Here is an 18,139-nt window from a genome sequence, read left to right on the forward strand (position 1 = left end):
TGCGCAATTGCGCACGGGAGCAAGGACCCATAACCACAGGATCAAGTTGTTGGGCACGCTATGGCTCCAGCAACGCCTGATAAGTGCCATTCGTGGTTATGGGTCCCGGGTCGCGCTGCGCTTGCCCGGGACGACATCGAATGTGTTGCATCAAGCGAGAGTCATACGTCCGCGATCTCGCGACATGATCTGTCCGAGCTTTGCTCTTCGTTCCGCCCTCCTCTCACAGAGGGCGCAGGGAAAGCCGGGTGCCGATCGCACCCATGGGCCCCGTGCAAAAGGTAGAAAGCACGGGGGTAGGACCACAGGTGTAACCGGAAACAACCCGGCTTTCCCTGCGCGATGGTTGTGCGGCTTACTTCGTGCTCTCCCCGGCGAGACTGGGCTTTCTTGTCACCGCCTTCGCAACATGCTTTCGCATCTTGCGCGAGGACACCTGCCACTAGGGCGTCAGGACCACACGACTTCGCCGTCCGCTTCATGCGCACTCGTCAGTTGCGCAATCGGCGTCCACCGCATCTCGACCCACGTTCGTGACGACCGCGAAGCGCCCCTCGTGCCGGGTGAGACGGGAGCATTGAACATCTGAGTTGGGTGCGGCGTCAAGTTAAATTCTGAAAAGCCGAACGAATAGATTGCCGGCTCGAAGGATGGGTAGAGCGCAGCGAAACCCACCCACGATTCCCTTCGAGCTGCAGCGGACAGATCCCGCATTCCTCATTTTGCAGCCTGCGCGGCGAACCGCCGCAATCGACGTCTCCAGATCACCCACAAGGCAAATCTGACAAACCAGTTCGGCACATTGAGGTGGCGCAGGGTTTCAATGTGGCCGTGATCCTCACGCTGCTGGAAGTTTGGATCAGAGAAATATTCCCGATCGCTCGCACACCACTCAATCGTCCGAACGATCTCGTCCCGCGCATGCTCCGTGTCAGGCAATCCGGCGAGGAAGTTGAGTTCGCGGCGCAGGCAGACCGCCTCGATCCGGTATCGGCTTTTCTCGTAATAATAGATCCCCCGCCCCTCGATCCTCGCATGGGTTGCTTCATGGACGATGGTGGATGCGATCTTCGCGACCGTCATCGTCTCCTGGAGGACATAGCGCTCATCCAGCACACAACCGTTCAGCGATTGATCGTAGTGCGCCTGGGCACTCGGGATCAGATTCACCCAGATCCGATCGAGCCTGCTGATGACGCGTGAATAATGCAGCGCGTTGTGACGCTTGATCAAGGCGAGCGCCTCCAGGACGAGATCCAGGGCAGGATGCGGTTTGCCTTCGCTGGTCCCGACCCAGAGGCCGTCAATCGTTCGGCTCTTCGAGAAACGCATGAACAGCCGATCAACGAAGGGCGGCTTCGGTCTCGGCTGTTTCGCAACAACCGGTCCGCGCAGATCGTGTTGCCTATCTAAGTGCTGCGGCACGTGCCCTCGTCGTCGCCGGCTTTCCGGTAACGCGTGTAGCATGTCCTCCTTTCGACCGCTTTAGGAGGTTGATTCAAATACCAGGGAATTCGCCGCCACCTGCCGGAGTGGTGTTCCGGCAGATGGCATGGAACGCAGCTCGTTTCACTTTAGCGCGGCCTGGCCGGCGAGCGAGATCACGTTGTCCTGCGAGCCCGAACCGCCGCTGACGCCGATGGCACCGACGATCTTGCCGTCGACGATCAGGAGATTGCCGCCGCGTGAGGCGATCACGTCGTCGAGGGTCGTGAGATAGGCGAAGTAGGCTCCCTTGCCGATCAGGAAAACCGCGTGACGCGCGCGAATATCGAGGTCGCGCAATGCTGCGATGGACGCTACAGTTCGCGTGCATCAGAAAGGATATCCGAATGGATCTGGGTTTGAAGGGACGAAACGCCATCGTGCTCGGCGGCACGCGCGGCATCGGGCGGGCGATTGCGGCGACGCTGGCCGGCGAAGGCGCAGGCGTCGCGGTCTGCGCCCGCAATGCCGAGCAGGTAGCGGCCAGCGTTGCCGAATTGAAAGCCAGCGGCGTGCGCGTCACCGGCGCGGCCGTCGATATCACCGACGCCGCGGCGCTGAAATCGTGGATCGCCGGTGCCGCGGCTGAACTCGGCAGCATCGACATGATGTTCTCCAATGCAGGCGCCATGGCGCAAGGCGGCGATCCCGCATCATGGGAACAGAACTTCCGGCTCGACGTGCTCGGCGCGGTGAACGCCTTCGAGGCAGCCCGTCCGTTCCTCGAAGCGAGCGGCGAAAAGACCGGCGATGCGGCCTTCATCATCATCTCGTCGATCTCGGCAGCGCAAGCGGATCGCGCCGGCTCCTACGGCCCGATCAAGGCGGCACTGGTGCACATGGCAAAGGGACTGGCGCGGCAATACACGGCGAAGAAAATCCGCGTCAACGTGGTGTCGCCGGGTACGGTGTATTTCAAGGGCGGCATCTGGAACATGGTGGAGCAGAACACACCGAAGATTTATCAGGACGCGCTGGCCCGCAACCCGACCGGCCGCATGGCGACGCCACAGGAGATCGCCAGCGCCGCGGTGTTCCTGGCAAGCCCGATCTCCTCGTTCACGACAGGCTCGAACCTCGTCGTCGACGGCGCGATCTCGAACCGGGTGAATTTTTGAGGAGAGACGACATTCACGGCCGCCCCGTCATCCTGAGGTGCGAGCGGAGCGAGCCTCGAAGGATGCACGGCCCTGCTGGTGGCCGTCGATCCTTCGAGACGCGCGCAATGCGCGCTCCTCAGGGTGACGGTGAGAGGCAACACGCTGGCGATATCCCTCAATGAAAATCCCGTGACGGCGGCAGGATGCGGACGTTGCGGGGGTGGCGGATCTTTTGCGGCGGGTTGTCGCCGTGATCACGGCTGATGTCGTTGAGCGGCTCGATCAGCGCCGGGCCTGCCGGCACCGGGTGCTTGCTCCCCGGGGATTCGTTGGCGAGGCCGATCAGATCGTGGGAGCGATCGGTCATGCGCTGCGCCACCAGATGCGTCACGCCTTCGGGGCTGCTCTGGATATAGCCCTCGACCAGGATCAGGCGCGCACCCATCACCTCCTTGCGGTACTGCTCCATCACCTTCGGCCACACCACGATGTTGGCGATGCCGGTCTCGTCCTCCAGCGTCATGAACACGACGCCCTTGGCACTGCCCGGCCGCTGCCGCACCAGCACCACACCGGCGCAAGCGACGCGACGGCGATCGTTGCTGCGGTTGATGCTGTGGCAGGCGACGACGCGCTCCTTGGTGAACATCTCGCGCAAGAACTCCATCGGATGGCCCTTCAGCGACAGGCGGATGGTCTGATAGTCGGCGACCACCTGCTCGGGCCGCGGCATCTCCGGCAGCGGTTTTGCACCCTCATCCGGCTGCTCGCGCGCGGTGGCGGCCTCGAACAACGGCAGCGGCACGTCGTCCGGCAGCCGCCGCACCGCCCATAGCGCCTCGCGGCGGTCGAGCCCGAGCGAGCGGAATGCATCGGCATCGGCAAGCAGGATCAGCGCGCGCTTGGGGAGAGCGGTGTCACGGGCGAAGTCTTCGAGCGACGTGAACGGCCGGCGGTTGCGCGCGGCGACGATGCGGTCGGCCCAGTCTTTCTCCCCGTCATTCCGGGGCTCGCGAAGCGAGAGCCCGGAATCCATCGGGCCGCGTCTATGCTGAGAAATGGATTCCGGGCCTGCGCCTGACGGCGCATCCCGGAATGACGATTGTAACTGCTTCAGCCGCTCCTCATCCTCATCCAGCCAGTGAAAGCCGTCGATCTGGCGGAAGCCGAGCCGCACTGCGCAGTGGTCGCCGACTTTCTCCTCCAGCGTGTTCTGCGCGAAGCTGAAGGAGACATCGACCTCGCGCACCGTGACGCCGTTCTTGCGGGCGTCGCCGACGATCTGCGCCGGGGCGTAAAAGCCCATCGGCTGCGAGTTGAGCAGGCCGCAGCAGAATGCATCGGGATGATGGTGCTTCAGCCATGAGGAGATGTAGACGAGCTGGGCGAAACTCGCGGCATGGCTTTCCGGGAAGCCGTAGGAGCCAAAGCCCTTGATCTGGTCGAAGCAGCTGCGGGCGAAGTCCGGATCGTAGCCGCGCGCCACCATGTTGCCGACCAGCTTCTCCTCGTAGGTGCCGATGGTGCCGACGTTGCGGAAGGTCGCCATCGAGCGGCGCAGGCCGTTGGCTTCTTCCGACGTGAAATGGGCCGCCTCGATCGCGATCCGCATCGCCTGCTCCTGGAACAGCGGCACGCCGAGCGTCTTGTGCAGGACATTGTAGAGCTCGTCCTTGTCTCCCTTGTCAGGCGCCGGCGACGGATAGCTGACCTTTTCCTGGCCGTTCCGCCGCCGCAAATACGGATGCACCATGTCGCCCTGGATCGGCCCGGGACGCACGATCGCGACCTCGATGACGAGGTCATAGAACGTCCGCGGCCTCAAGCGCGGCAGCATGTTCATCTGCGCCCGGCTCTCGACCTGGAACACGCCGAGCGACTCGCCGCGACACAGCATGTCGTAGACTTCTTCTTCGTCCTGCGGGACGGAGGCGAGCTCCCAGCGCTTGCCCTTATGGTCATCGATGAGATCAAAACATTTACGAATGCAGGTCAGCATGCCCAGCGCCAGCACGTCGACCTTCATCATATGAAGCGCGTCGACGTCGTCCTTGTCCCACTCGATGAAGGTGCGGTCGTCCATCGCGGCGTTGCCGATCGGCACATAGGTGTCGAGCCGGTCCTGGGTCAGCACATAGCCGCCGACATGCTGCGAGAGATGGCGCGGAAACTCGATCAGCTCGGTGGCGAGCTCGACCGCGAGGTTGATCATCGCGTTTTTCGGGTCGAGCCCGGCCTGACGCACCTGCATGTCGTTGAGGCCCTTGCCCCAGCTGCCCCACACGGTATCGGCGAGCGCCGCGGTGACGTCCTCGGTCAGCCCGAGCGCCTTGCCGACATCGCGGATCGCGCTGCGCGGACGATAATGGATGATGGTGGCGATGATCGCCGCGCGATGGCGGCCGTAACGGCGATAAACATATTGCATCACCTCCTCGCGCCGCGAATGCTCGAAATCGACGTCGATGTCGGGCGGCTCCAGCCGCTCCTTGGAGATGAAGCGCTCGAACAGCAGATCGACCTTGGTCGGATCGACCGAGGTGACGCCGAGTACGTAGCAGACCGCGGAATTCGCCGCCGATCCCCGCCCTTGGCACAGGATGTTCTGGCTGCGCGCATAGTGCACGATGTCATGCACGGTGAGGAAGTAATGCGCGTATTTCAACTTTCTGATGAGACGCAATTCCTTGTGCAGGGTCTTCTTGAGTTTAGGCGAAATGCGAATTGGAAATTTCCTATGCGCTCCCTTCCAAGTTAAATCCTCCAAATGACGTTGCGCGGTCTTGCCCGGCGGCACCGGCTCGTCGGGATACTGGTATTTGAGCTGGTCGAGCGAGAACGAGATGCGTTCGGCAAAGCGCATGGTTTCCGAGATCGCATCCGGCAGGTCGCGGAACAAACGCACCATTTCATGCGCCGGCTTGAGATGCCGCTCGGCATTGGCCTCGAGTTTGCGGCCGACAGCCTCGATCGTGGTCTTTTCGCGGATACAGGTCAGCACGTCCTGCAACGGGCGGCGCGCGGGATGGTGATAGAGCACCTCGTTGGTGGCGAGCAGCGGCACGCCGGCCTCGGTGGCGAGACCATGCAGCCGCGCGAGACGGCGCTTGTCGTCGCCGCGATAGAGCAGGCTTGCGGCAAGCCAGACGCCATCGGCCGCGCTGGCCTTGAGCTGCGCGAGCAGATCAAGCGCTCTCTCCTCTTCGAAACGGTGCGGCAGCGCCAGCACCAAGAGCTGGCCTTCCGCGAAGTCGATGAGATCGGACAGAGCGAGACGGCAGTCGCCCTTCTCGATGCGCTCGAATTCTTGTTTTGACGCGTTTTCTTCACGCGAACCGGTGTCCACTTCGCTGGAAAACGCTCTGCTGCCACCGCGCTTGCCGCGGGTGAGCAGCTGGCAGAGCCGGCCATAGGCGGCGCGGTCGCGCGGATAGACCAGGATGTCCGGCGTACCGTCGATGAAGACGATGCGGGCGCCGACCAGAAGCTTGGGCGGATGGGCGACCTTGTCGCTGTCGAGCTCCTTCCAGGCCCGCACCACGCCGGCCAGCGTGTTGTGATCGGCGAGCCCGATCACGGGGATCCCGAGCTCGCTCGCCTGATGCACATAGGCGCGCGGATCGGAGCCGCCGCGCAGGAAGGAGAAATTGCTGGTGATGCCGATCTCGGCATAGTCGGGCGCGGGCGTCGTCATGCGAACAGCCCGTGCACGTACCAGTTGGCGGGGACCGGCCTGCCTTCTTCGTCGCGCAGCTCGCTCTCGTAGAGACCATCGCGAAAGATCCAGAAGCGCTGGCCCTCGGCGTCCTCGACGCGGAAGTAATCGCGCGTCAGCGCCGCGCCGTCCTGCTTCCACCATTCCATCGCAATCCGCTCGGGGCCCTCGACCCGCACCACCGCATGCAAGGCGCGCCGCCAGGTGAATTGATGCGGCGGACCGTCCGGCACGCTCGCGAACGGCACCTTGATCGGTTCGGGCCGCTCGAACAGCCTGAGCGGCCGCAGGGGCGGCTCGCCGGTGACGCGTTCCGGCCAGGCGGCGGCGCTGGCGGCGGCCAGATGCTGCTGCGCCGGCAGCGCCAGCGCTGCGCGCTCGGGGATGTGGCTCTCGAGCGGTAGATGCACGACGACGCGCTTGCCGCCGATGCGGGCGGCGATGCGGTCGATCAGCGCCGAGATCTCGTCATTGTCGTGCACGGTCGTATCGAGGTCGCGCTGCTGCTGCACCACGATCTCGGTACGCCCGGCGGCGAGGCGAATGAGATCGAAGCCGAAGCCGGGATCAAGGGGATCGTTGAGCGCATCGAGCCGCTCGCGGAACAGGCGGTCGATCATCTCGGGTCGCGTCACCGGACGGCCGGTCTCGACCATGATCGCGCGCACCGCGCCATCGGTGCGGAAGAAACTCGCCTCCAGCTGCCGCGCGCCCTTGCCCTGTCTGTCCATCGCCGCAACCAGCATCTTGGCGAGGCTTGAGAGCGTCAGTGCGATCACGGTGTCGGTCGCGATGGGTTCCGGGAAACGCTTTTCGACGATGTAATCGGGCAGCGGCTTGCGCGGGCTGATCGGGGCATCGCCCCGCCCGAGCGCGTGATTGAGCAAGGTGGTGAAATCAGCACCGAACCGCGCCGAGATCTCATGCGGCGCGCGCGCGGCGACATCGCCGATGGTCTTCAGGCCGGCGCGGCGCAGGCCGATGGTCACAGCAGCATCGGCGCCGAGTGCCGACACCGGCAGCGGGCCGACCGCCGCCGCTTCCGCGCCATCGGCGACAATCTGCCCCGAACTGTAACGCGTCAGCGTGCGCGCCGCGATCGAGGTGCCTGATATCGCCGCGCTGACGGCAAAGCCGCGCCGGCTCAGCGCATTGGTCACGATCTGCAACAGCGCGCGCTCGCCGCCGAACAGATGCGCGCAGCCGGTAATGTCAAGGAACAATCCATAGGGCGGATCGAGCGCGACCAGCGGCGTGAAGCGGTCACACCAGTCGGCGATGTCGTTCAGCGTCTTCAGATCGGCAGCGGGGTCGGCGTCATAGACCGTGAGCTCCGGGCAGATCGCCCGCGCATTGGCCAGCGGCAGCCCGATCGACAGCCCGGCCCGCACCGCGGCCTCGTCGATGGAATGAAGCAGGATGGCGTTGTGGTCTTTTGCGACGACGACGCTGGGGAGCTCTGCTTGCGAAAAGCGAGGTTCTTTCTTCGCCTCTCCCGCTTGCGGGGGAGGCCGCAACGCATCGCCAGATGCGTTGCGGGTGGGGGCTCTCTCCCGACGAAGAGCGTCGTTCGTGGCAAGACCACTACCCCACCCCTCCCCCGCAAGCGGGAGAGGGAGCCCGGCCACTTCCCGCGGCTCAGCTTGCGAGGCGATGTCCTGCGCGAGCTTGCGCTTGATGCGGTCGATGGGCAGGCGTGGCAGCCACAGGCTGAGAATGCGCCGACGGTTCACTGAATTGGCACTCATCACATTTCCATTCCATGATCCATCGCCCGACCGGGCCATGACGATTGCGCACGAGTTCGGCCTCGAAGCGCGGCGCGCCCCAGGCGCAAGCCGCATTGCCCGGCGGCGAATGCGCCGCGCGCACGATCCAGCGCGTCTCCGCGGTCGAGGGGATCGGAGTCGCCGCGATCCGCAGCACCAGCGCGGTGACGCCGGAGGCTTGCGCGGCCAAGGTCAGTTTGCGGCTGGCGACGAGATCGAGCTGGCGCGCATGGCCCCAGACCTCGAGCACGACCGCGCCGAGCGCATCGCAGGCGAGCGCATCGGCTGCGGTGCGCAGGCCGCTGTCGACATCGGCGGCACGCACGGTGACCAAGAGGCGCGGATCGAGGCCGAGCTCGGCGAGCCCGCGCATCGACAGCGCGCCGTTTTCGCGATCGGAAAAATCCTGCCGCACCCAGACCAGCGGCTTGCGCGCTGACACCCGTCCGGCGAGCCCGGCGATGAAGCCGGTTGCCGCGCCGCCTTGATGGCCGGCCGCGAACACCTCGTGCAGCGCGGCCGGCGCGAGCCCGCCGCGCAGCATCGCGTCCGCGCTCGTGTGTCCAAGCGCGATGCGGTTCGGCATCGCCGCCTCCGATGGCGCCTCGATGCGCGCGATGCTGCCGCGCAGAGACGCAAGCGTACCCGTGCGTGCGCCATTCATTGCGCCGCTCCTTCCACCTGAAAATTTGAGGCCGTCACTGACCAGAACAGAGAACCAGGGACTGGCTCATTTGTTCATGATATGTTCTAATATAAAGCTAACAGAGCCCGCGGAGTCAATCGGATTGGTGAGTTCAGTTATTCCTGAGTGGAATCAATGGGATTGAGCCACAGCCGAACCGGGCGGGCGCTGATCTTCCGCAATGTCAGGCGCGGAAGGCCGCGAAAATGGCGGCGTGACGGAAACGGAGCAATCGCATGCGTATCATCGTGCTCGACAACGACACCGATTTCGAGGGCTGGCGCAAGGCCGCGCGGCGATTGGCGCTGAATGACGTGAAGCCTGCGGAGGTCACGTGGACCGTACGCAAGGACGACGAACTGTCGTCAGCCTCCTGCGTGAATGACTTGCCCGATGCACCACAGGCGCGGTTCAACGTGACAGCCATTTTCGTCGAGCTCGCAAAGGCCGCGATCCTGCATCGGAGTGACGCGCGCTTCGCCCTGCTCTATCGCCTGCTGTGGCGGCTGCGCAGCCATCACGACCTGCTCAGCGCGACTGACGATCCTGATGTCGCCGAGGTCCACGCGATGGCGCGCGCGGTGTATTGCGACATCGACAGGATGCACGCGCATCTCCGCTTCCGCGAGATCGGCCGCGAGCGGACGGCGCATTACGTCGCCTGGTTCGAGCCGGAGCATCGCATCGTCGAGCTCGCCGCACCTTTCTTCGCCGGCCGCTTCGCCGACATGCCGTGGTCGATCCTGACCCCCGACGTGTCAGCGCATTGGGACGGGCATGCGATCTCGATCTCGCCGGGCGTCGCCAAATCCGAGGTGCCGAGCGAGGACCGGCTCGAGGAAGCCTGGCGGCGTCATGACAACGGCCTCTTCAATCCCGCGCGGCTGAAAGTGATGGAGATGCCGCAGGCCTATTGGAGGAACCTGCCCGAGGACTCGATCATTAAGCCGCTGATCGAGGACGCCATGCGCATGACCAGCGGCCCCTTCATCGCACGCAAGGCGGCAGAGCCGCAGCAGCGGCAGGATCAACCGATGGCCCGCAAGCAAGTTCAAGACAAGCAAACTCACGATGCGATTGCCGCCTTGCGCGCCGAGGCCGCCGATTGCCGCGCCTGCCCGCTGTGGAAGGACGCCACCCAGATCGTGTTCGGCGAGGGACCGCAAGGCGCAACGCTGATGCTGGTCGGCGAGCAGCCCGGCGACAAGGAAGATCTCGCCGGCCATCCCTTCGTCGGACCGGCCGGGCAGATGCTCGATCGCGCGCTCGAGGACGCCGGCATCGATCGCGGCAAGGTCTACATCACCAACGCCGTGAAGCATTTCAAATTCGTGCCGCGCGGCAAGATCCGGCTGCATCAGAAGCCGGGCACAGCGGAGATCCGCGCCTGCCGTCAGTGGTACGAGCGCGAGCTTGCCGCCATCAAGCCGGAGCTCGTGGTGGCGCTCGGCGCCACCGCAGCGCAAAGCGTGCTCGGCAAGATCACGCCGGTTAACAAGAACCGCGGCCATCTGATCGAACACGCCGGAACCAAGGTGCTCGTCACCGTGCATCCATCCTATCTGTTGCGGCTGCCCGACGAGAAAGCCAAGGCGCTGGAATATCAGCGCTTTATCGACGATCTGAAAATCGCCGCGGATCAGTTACGCAATTCGGCTCGCGCGGCGTGAGTTCCACCAAACCGACGGAACCGGGAAACCACACGTCAACGTGAAATTGCTCTAAGCGCCAACAAAGGCCTACAACCTTTAATTGATCCGTGGTACGGTGACATGTTCCGCAGGTAATCGGGCGTCATGTTCACGCCATGGCGTACCCCGAGGCGGGCGCGCTGCGCGATTTGCTAGCCCCGATCGTGCGGCGCGCCACCTCATCTCTCACCCGCCTTACCATCCTCCCCTCGCTCGCCGCGCCCGCCGGATTTTTCCGGTCGCGAAGCCCTGTCGGCTCGGTCGCATCGCCTGTGTGATCTCACCTGCACAAAGTTCTCGCCCCGCGAAACGCAGGCAGCGCGTTTCCGTCGCGATCGGTGATCGTCTGTTGCAGAAGATTGCCACGAGGTCGCGAAGGCGCGTGAGCCGTCAACGCGTTGCACAAAAATTCGCCCCGATGTCCACCGTGATGGCTGAGCGCCTCATTTCACGGGGCGGATTTCAATTGCCTGTCATATGCATCGATCAAAATCGGAGGCATTGGGACAGGAGTTTACCATGAGCGATATGGCGTTACCCGGCTCGATCGAGCCCGCCCTGAAAAAGGGTCCGGACCTCGACAAGGGCTTCCACCCGATGACGGGGATCATCTATTTGGGCGTGGTTGCGGCCGCGCTGCTGTTCGTTGCCTACAGCATCTATGCCGACGTCGACGCCACCGGTGCGCGTGTCACGTCGTTCCTGCCGTACATCATGCTGTTCGTTGCGCTGCTGATCGCGCTCGGCTTCGAATTCGTCAACGGCTTCCACGACACCGCCAATGCGGTCGCGACCGTGATCTACACCCGCTCGCTGCCCGCGCATGTCGCCGTGGTGTGGTCGGGCCTGTTCAACCTGTTCGGCGTGCTGCTCTCGAGCGGCGCCGTCGCGTTCGGCATCGTGTCGCTGCTTCCGGTGGAGCTGATCCTGCAGGTCGGATCGAGTGCCGGCTTTGCGATGGTGTTCGCGCTCTTGATCGCCGCCATCATCTGGAATCTCGGCACCTGGTGGCTCGGCCTGCCGGCCTCGAGCTCGCACACCCTGATCGGCTCGATCATGGGCGTCGGCATCACCAACGCACTGCTGCGCGGCCGTGACGGCACCTCGGGCGTTGACTGGTCGCAAGCGACCAACATCGCCAAGGCACTGCTGCTGTCGCCGCTGTTCGGTTTCGTGCTCGCCGCCGGCCTGCTCTATATCCTCAAGGCGGTGCTGGCGCGCGCCACACCAGCACTGTTCGGCGAGCCGGTCGGCGACCAGCCGCCGCCGTGGTGGATCCGCGGCATCCTGATCCTGACCTGCACGCTGGTCAGCTTCTTCCACGGCTCCAACGACGGCCAGAAGGGCATGGGTCTGATCATGCTGATCCTGATCGGCACGGTGCCGACCGCCTATGCGCTGAACCGCGCGCTGCCCGCGAGCCAGATCGAGTACTTCGGCGCGCATTCGACCGCGGCCAGCAAGGTCATCGAAGGCAAGGCTGCCGGCTACAACGTGATCGGCAATCCGCGCCCGGCCGTGACCAACTATGTCTCGCAGCACCAGATCAATGAGGGCACCTTCCCGTCATTGGCGGTGCTGGTCCGCGACATCGGCCAACAGGTCGCCCAGTACGGCTCGCTGGCCAAGTTCCCGGCTGACGTGGTCGGCAACACCCGTAACGACATGTACCTCGCCTCGGAAGCGACCCGCCTCCTGATGAAGGACAAGGAAGCCGAGCTGACCGCTGCCGACGTCGCCACGCTGAACGAGTACAAGGGCTCGCTCGATGCCGCGACGAAGTTCATCCCGAGCTGGGTGAAGTTCGCCGTCGCCATCGCGCTCGGCCTCGGCACCATGGTCGGCTGGAAGCGCATCGTCGTCACCGTCGGCGAGAAGATCGGCAAGACCCACCTGACCTATGCGCAGGGCGCCTGCGCCGAGATCACGGCGGCTGCGACGATTGCGGCGGCCGACGGCTACGGCCTGCCGGTCTCGACCACGCACGTGCTGTCGTCAGGCATTGCGGGCACCATGGCAGCCAACGGCTCCGGTCTGCAATGGGCGACGATCCGCAACATCGCGATGGCCTGGGTGCTGACCCTGCCGGCCGCGATGATCCTCTCGGGCTGCCTGTACTACGTGTTCTACCACGTGTTCTGATGCGCCATGCTTTCGGCGCGGCAACGCGCCGGACAGAAGGCCCGCACCGTCGTGCGGGCCTTTTGCTTTCTGGCGTCGTCCCGCACTCAGGCAGCGTGACCCTTGTCGCAAGCCTTGGCGACCTCGGCCAGCAGGCCGCGTGCCCATTTGTGCACGCCTGATTTCGCCGTCCTGGCGCTCCAGTACATGTCGATCGAGATCGGCACCCGGAACGGCAGCGCGGCGACGTGCAGGCCGCCGCGCATGGCCCGCGCCAGATGATGCGGGATGGTCGCGACGAGCCGCGTGCCGGCAATGATGCGCTCCAGGCTGTCGTGGTTCGGAAGGCTGACCATCGGCGCGATCTCGATCTTCCTCGCCTTGAGCGCAGCGAGATAAAGCGGCTGCCACTCGCCGCTATGGGTGATGAAGACATGCTCGGCCCTGGCATAGGCCGACAGCCCGATCCGGCCGCGCGCCTGCGGATTGGCCGGATCCATCACGCAGACATAGTGATCGGTCAGGACGTGGCGCCTGAAGAAACTTTCGCCGACGACCCCGACCGGGCCAAGGACGATGTCGCACTGGTTCTGCTTGAGATGGACGTCGCCATGGCCCGCGGCATCGAGCAAAACGAGGCCAACCTGCGGTGCGCCCGCACGCAGCCGCGCACTGAATTGCGGGATCAGGGTCTGGCGTTCGTGATAATTGCAGGAGATCGTCACGCTGCCCTGCGCCGTCACCGGGTCGAATTCGACCGGTGAGGCGAGCCCGTCGATCTCGCCGATCATGTCCCGCGCCCAGCCGACCAGCGCCGCGCAACGCTCGGTGGCCGCCACGCCATTGCCGTTGCGGACGAACAGCGGGTCATGCAGCGCGCCGCGCAGCCGCTCGACCGCATAGCTGATGGTCGACTGATTGACGTCGAGCCGCTTCGCCGCCGCCGAGAACGACCGCAGATCGTAGACCAGCACGAGCGTCCGCAAGGTCCCGATGTCGATCGGATCGATCGAGGAATTGGCCGCCACGCTGCACCTCCCGCTTTGCCGGCACCCCAGCCTAGCACAAGATCATCGACTATTTCGATGGCCTATATCGATCCTATCGAATTGAGCGATTGCATCCCCGGCGCTAGCCTTCACAAAAAACCGCTCCGGGAGGACCAATGGCCAGCACCGTGCCTGTCGTCACTGACATCGCGTATCAGGATCTGCTCGACGACCCCTATCCGATCTTCCGCCGCCTGCGCGAGCTGGCGCCGGCGGTCTATGTCGAGCCCGCGAAGCTGACGCTGGTGACGCGCTTCGACGACATCACGCGGATCGAGCGCGATCCCGCGACCTACTCGGCCGATAACCCCGCCTCGCTGGTCAACAAGGTGATGGGGCCGACCTTCATGCGCAAGGACGGCGCCGAGCACGCGATCGGCCGCAAGGCGATCGAGCCCTCATTCCGTCCGGCCACGATCAAGGAACATTGGGCGCCGCAATTCACCGCGATCGCGGAAAAACTGATCGATGATCTGTCGGTGGCTGACAACGCCGATCTGTTCTCCACACTCGCCGCGCCGATGGCCTCGCTCAGCCTGATGGCCATGATCGGCTTTCGTGCGATGTCGTGGCAGACCCTGGCCGAATGGTCGCAAGCCTTGATCGACGGCGCCGGCAACTATGCCGCCGATGCCGAGATCGAGCGCAAGGCGATGCAGGCGAGCGCCGACGTCGATGCCGCAATCGACGCCGTGCTCGAGGATCACCGCAGCCACCCCAATCCCTCGATCCTGTCATCGATGGTCAATGCCGATCCGCCGATGCCGATCGACGGCATCCGCGCCAACATCAAGGTGATCATCGGCGGCGGATTGAACGAGCCGCGCGACGCGATCCTGACGCTCGTGCTTGGCCTTTTGGAAAACCCTGCACAGAAGGCCGACGTGCTGGCCAGGCCGGAGCTATGGCCAGCCGCGCTCGAGGAAGCGGTGCGCTGGATCTCGCCGATCGGCATGTATCCGCGCCGGGTGACCCGCGATGTCGAACTTTCCGGCACCATGCTGCCCGAGGGCCTTCAGATCGGCCTCTGCGTCGGCGCTGCGAACCGCGACGGCAACCGCTTCGCCGCGCCCGATCGCTTCGACGTGACGCGGCCCAAACAATCGCATCTGGCTTTCGGCGCCGGACCGCATTTCTGCGCCGGCACCTGGGTGTCGCGGCTCACCGTCGGCAAGATCGTGGTGCCGATGCTGTTCGACCGCTTGCGTAATCTGCGCCTCCACGAGGAGACGCCGCCGATCGTCCGCGGCTGGGTGTTCCGCGGTCCGGTGTCATTGCCGGTGCGCTGGGAGGCTTAATGAAGGGCGCTTCCCACCACTCGTCATTGCGAGGAGCTCGCGACAAAATTGCGAAGCAATTTTGCGCTGAAGCGACGAAGCAATCCATTGTGTCGCGCAAGCGGATAGATGGATTGCTTCGCTTCGATCGCAATGACGGCTCGGTGAGCCTCACGCCGCCAGCGCGTTCTCCACGATCTTCACGAAATACGAGGTGCCGTAAACGATCGCCTCGTCGTTGAAATTGTAGGCGGGGTGATGCAGGCCGGCGCTGTCGCCATTGCCGCAGAAGATGAAGGCGCCGGGCCGTGCTTCCAGCATGTAGGAGAAATCCTCGGCGCCCATCAGCGGCGGCATTTCGTGCACGTTGGACGCGCCGGCGACCTCGCGCGCGATGCGGCCCGCGAATTCGGTCTGCGCCTCATGGTTAACGGTGACCGGATAGCCGCGCTCATAGGTAAGATCGATCTTCGCGCCGGTCATCTTGGCCACGCCATCGACCACCTCGCGCACGCGCTTCTCGATGAGGTCGCGCACTTCCCGGGTCAGCGTGCGCACGGTGCCGCGCAGCTCCGCGGTCTGCGGGATCACGTTGCGGGCATTGCCGGCGTGGAATTCGCACATCGAGATCACGGCGGAGTCGAGCGGATCGACAGTGCGCGCGACGATCTGCTGCAACGCCGTGATGATCTGCGCGCCGACCAGCACGGAATCGATGCATTTGTGCGGCCGCGCGGCATGGCCGCCGAGCCCTTCGATCTTGATGTCGATCGCGTCGGTCGCAGCCATGATCGGGCCGGTGCGGATCGCGAACGAGCCGATCGGAATCCCCGGGCCGTTGTGCATGCCGTAGACCTGCTCGATCCCGAAGCGATCCATCAGGCCGTCCTTGATCATGGCGGCCGCACCGGCGCCACCCTCCTCGGCCGGCTGGAAGATCACGACCGCGTCGCCGGCGAAATTGCGCGTCTCGGCGAGATAGCGCGCCGCGCCGAGCAGCATCGCGGTGTGGCCGTCATGGCCGCAGGCGTGCATCTTGCCCGGCGTCTTCGAGGCGTAAGGCAAATTGGTCTGTTCGTGAATCGGCAGCGCATCCATGTCGGCGCGCAGGCCGATCACCTTGACGTCGCCCTTGGCCGGCCCCTTCTTGCCCTTGATGACCCCGACCACGCCGGTCTTGCCGAGCCCGGTCGCGACCTCGTCGCAGCCGAACTCCCGCAACCGGTCTGCCACGAATGATGCAGTGCGGTGCACATCGTAGAGCAGCTCGGGGTTTTCGTGGATGTTGCGGCGCCAGGCCTGGATATCGGGTTGCAGATCGGCGACGCGGTTGACGATGGGCATGAGAATTCTGGCCTCGGAGGTTGGACGTAGGTCCTGTCTAGCATGCAAGAGCCGGTCCACCCAAACAGATGTGGCATGCTGCTGGCTAGGGCCCACGGCGCGGCAAATGCAGAGCGACCGAGAGAATGCGCCGGGCCGTGCTTGGACATCCACTCGCATAACGAGCTTCCGACTTGCCGTAGCGCCACCGGGCATTCATGATCTCGGGATGGAACAGGTCCGCTCAGACTTCCTTCCTCTTGAAATAACGCTCGCCGACCTCGCCGCCTGGTCGGACATCCTGCCTGCCGCGAGCCGCGTCCTGGGAGCCAGCCTGTTCGCGGACATTTTTTTGGCGGACGCCACAGGAGCGGTTCACATGCTGGAAGTATCGGCGGGCTCAATCGCAAGGATCGCCGCTTCCGAGGGTGCGTTTCGCGAACGTTGCGTCGATGACGCGGATGGTTGGCTGCTGCGCCCACTGGTCGATCAGTGCTGCTCGGCAGGACTGATGCTTGGCCCTTCCCAATGCTACGCCTTTACGACGCTTCCCATATTCGGAGGCGAATACACGGTCGACAATGTGTGGATGTGCTCGTGTCGAGATTGGATCGCCTTTACAGCAATGATGTATTCAAAGACGAAGGACTTGCCGAACGGGTCTACCGTCAAAATCGTTGTTACTGACTGACCCGGACTATGCGATCGCATCCGACCAAAGCCCAATAGTGCGGGAGATATCCCGCACGGATACTACCCCAGGTTTTCCGCGGCAAATCCTCTCGCCTTCCAACCAGGAGCGGCTGCATGACGCCAGATCAAGCGGTCCTGTTTTCCACCATCATCCTGCTGGTGCCGATGGGATACTTCCTGCTGGCGGCGCCGGCGTTCCTGCTTGTGAAGCTCGACGTCCCGCCTGTCACCCGCCTGCTGCGCGGCATGTTCAATGCGTACTTTCTGGTACTGGCGGTCGCAGGCACGATCGGAACCCTTGCGTTTGCCGCAGCGGGCCGTCCGGCCGTCGCGTTTGCCATCGCCTTGATCGCGGCATTCGCAGTGCTGGCGCGCCGATGGTTTCTGCGCCGGCTCGATGCCGAGGCGGACGCGAGAGACCTAGGTGATCCGACCGCGGTGCGGCGGCTGCGCCGGCTGCATTGGGGCGGCATGCTGTGCAATGCCGTTCAGGTGTTCGTGCTGGTCGGCAGCATTCCCTACATGGCGCCGCTGCCTTGATCGCGGTTGGCTCCTTCCCCGGATGCTGTTGCCGTCCGCGATGCCTCACGTTTTCCGATGCGGATCGTATTTCGAAAGCACCTCTTTGAGGTAATCCCGGCTCTTCCATTCCGGGGCGGGCGGCTCGTAACCGGCCCGTGGAACGAATGGATTCGCAGGCACATCCGCTGAAGCGCCCATCAGGTCCGGAACGTAGCGCGGGCAGTTTGGAAAGATTTCGCATTTCACGCGTACGACTACCTTCGCGCCGTGATGCCCGGCAAGCGTTTCCGCGTCGTCGTGGATCGTTGCCTTGCCGCGGACGCGGGTACGAAACGTCTTGCCGTCGAGGCGTACGAACAGCAGCCCGATGTTCGGGTTGCGATGAATATTGCCGAGTGTGCGGTACATGTTGTTGCCGTCGTACTCGGGAAATTCAAGCGTATCGGGCCCGGTGATCTTCACGAAGCCCGGGTCGCCGGAACGCATCGAACAATCGACGTTGTCCTGATAGCTCGTCGCAATGAAAAAGAATCGTGTCTCCTCGATTAGCTTTCGGTCCTGTTCCCAGAATTCGAAGTGGAGGCGATGCTTCTCGAGGCCGTCGGCGACACGACGACCGTCGAAACGGTCCTGCAACTCGCGCATTCCGTCGTGGTAGAAAGGGGCTCGGAGCAGGTCTGCCACGGGAATCCTCCAGCAAGTTGGGCAA

The 18,139-nt window shown here is 64.2% G+C and carries 14 protein-coding genes; 6 read left to right on the plus strand and 8 right to left on the minus strand.

Annotation, left to right across the window (positions count from 1 at the left end; genetic code table 11):
• Positions 1-717 precede the first annotated feature (717 nt).
• Positions 718-1,332 carry a hypothetical protein gene (locus tag H8A95_RS07640; protein WP_229182616.1) on the minus strand — a complete coding sequence of 205 codons (615 nt, stop codon included), beginning with the start codon at positions 1,330-1,332 and terminating at the stop codon, positions 718-720.
• Positions 1,333-1,569: 237 nt separating this feature from the next.
• Complete coding sequence (locus tag H8A95_RS07645) at positions 1,570-1,785, minus strand: heme-binding protein (protein WP_229182617.1); 216 nt, start codon at positions 1,783-1,785, stop codon at positions 1,570-1,572.
• Positions 1,786-1,832: 47 nt separating this feature from the next.
• On the opposite strand from H8A95_RS07645, the gene H8A95_RS07650 reads away from it, so the two are divergent.
• Positions 1,833-2,603: an SDR family NAD(P)-dependent oxidoreductase gene (locus H8A95_RS07650; protein WP_229182618.1), complete on the plus strand. Its 771-nt coding sequence runs from the start codon at positions 1,833-1,835 to the stop codon at positions 2,601-2,603.
• Positions 2,604-2,760: 157 nt separating this feature from the next.
• Here H8A95_RS07650 and H8A95_RS07655 read toward each other — a convergent pair whose 3' ends face one another.
• From H8A95_RS07655 to H8A95_RS07665, 3 genes are read right to left on the minus strand one after another with little or no spacing between them, the layout of a single operon-like run.
• Entirely contained in the window at positions 2,761-6,279 is a 3,519-nt protein-coding gene (locus tag H8A95_RS07655; RefSeq protein ID WP_229182619.1) for an error-prone DNA polymerase, read from the minus strand.
• Complete coding sequence (locus H8A95_RS07660; protein ID WP_420839347.1) at positions 6,276-8,048, minus strand: Y-family DNA polymerase; 1,773 nt, start codon at positions 8,046-8,048, stop codon at positions 6,276-6,278. The genes H8A95_RS07655 and H8A95_RS07660 overlap by 4 nt, the downstream gene beginning before the upstream one ends.
• Positions 7,939-8,733 (minus strand): ImuA family protein, encoded by a 795-nt coding sequence (locus H8A95_RS07665; protein WP_229182621.1) that lies wholly within the window; start codon positions 8,731-8,733, stop codon positions 7,939-7,941. The genes H8A95_RS07660 and H8A95_RS07665 overlap by 110 nt, the downstream gene beginning before the upstream one ends.
• Before the next feature lie 257 nt (positions 8,734-8,990).
• Between H8A95_RS07665 and H8A95_RS07670 the strand changes: the two genes are divergently transcribed.
• Positions 8,991-10,424: a UdgX family uracil-DNA binding protein gene (locus H8A95_RS07670; RefSeq protein ID WP_229182622.1), complete on the plus strand. Its 1,434-nt coding sequence runs from the start codon at positions 8,991-8,993 to the stop codon at positions 10,422-10,424.
• 540 nt (positions 10,425-10,964) lie between these two features.
• Entirely contained in the window at positions 10,965-12,587 is a 1,623-nt protein-coding gene (locus H8A95_RS07675; protein WP_229182623.1) for an inorganic phosphate transporter, read from the plus strand.
• 86 nt (positions 12,588-12,673) lie between these two features.
• On the opposite strand, the gene H8A95_RS07680 is transcribed toward H8A95_RS07675, so the two are convergent.
• Positions 12,674-13,594, minus strand: a complete 921-nt coding sequence (locus H8A95_RS07680) for a LysR family transcriptional regulator (protein ID WP_229182624.1) — start codon at positions 13,592-13,594, stop codon at positions 12,674-12,676.
• A gap of 137 nt (positions 13,595-13,731) precedes the next feature.
• Here H8A95_RS07680 and H8A95_RS07685 point away from each other — a divergent pair, with 137 nt between their 5' ends.
• Positions 13,732-14,913 carry a cytochrome P450 gene (locus H8A95_RS07685; RefSeq protein WP_229182625.1) on the plus strand — a complete coding sequence of 394 codons (1,182 nt, stop codon included), beginning with the start codon at positions 13,732-13,734 and terminating at the stop codon, positions 14,911-14,913.
• 150 nt (positions 14,914-15,063) lie between these two features.
• On the opposite strand, the gene H8A95_RS07690 is transcribed toward H8A95_RS07685, so the two are convergent.
• Entirely contained in the window at positions 15,064-16,236 is a 1,173-nt protein-coding gene (locus tag H8A95_RS07690; protein WP_229182626.1) for a M20 aminoacylase family protein, read from the minus strand.
• A gap of 208 nt (positions 16,237-16,444) precedes the next feature.
• On the opposite strand from H8A95_RS07690, the gene H8A95_RS07695 reads away from it, so the two are divergent.
• Positions 16,445-16,906, plus strand: coding sequence for a T6SS immunity protein Tdi1 domain-containing protein (locus tag H8A95_RS07695; protein WP_229182627.1), 462 nt, complete (start codon positions 16,445-16,447; stop codon positions 16,904-16,906).
• A 116-nt stretch (positions 16,907-17,022) separates the two neighbouring features.
• A complete protein-coding gene (locus H8A95_RS07700; RefSeq protein WP_229182628.1) occupies positions 17,023-17,448 on the plus strand; it encodes a hypothetical protein in 426 nt (141 codons plus the stop codon).
• Positions 17,449-17,493: 45 nt separating this feature from the next.
• On the opposite strand, the gene H8A95_RS07705 is transcribed toward H8A95_RS07700, so the two are convergent.
• The gene (locus tag H8A95_RS07705; RefSeq protein WP_229182629.1) at positions 17,494-18,114 is read right to left on the minus strand and encodes a pyridoxamine 5'-phosphate oxidase family protein; all 621 of its coding nucleotides are present in this window, start codon (positions 18,112-18,114) and stop codon (positions 17,494-17,496) included.
• Positions 18,115-18,139: the final 25 nt, after the last annotated feature.

The sequence above is a fragment of the Bradyrhizobium oropedii genome, from assembly GCF_020889685.1.
Taxonomy (GTDB): Bacteria; Pseudomonadota; Alphaproteobacteria; order Rhizobiales; family Xanthobacteraceae; genus Bradyrhizobium; species Bradyrhizobium oropedii.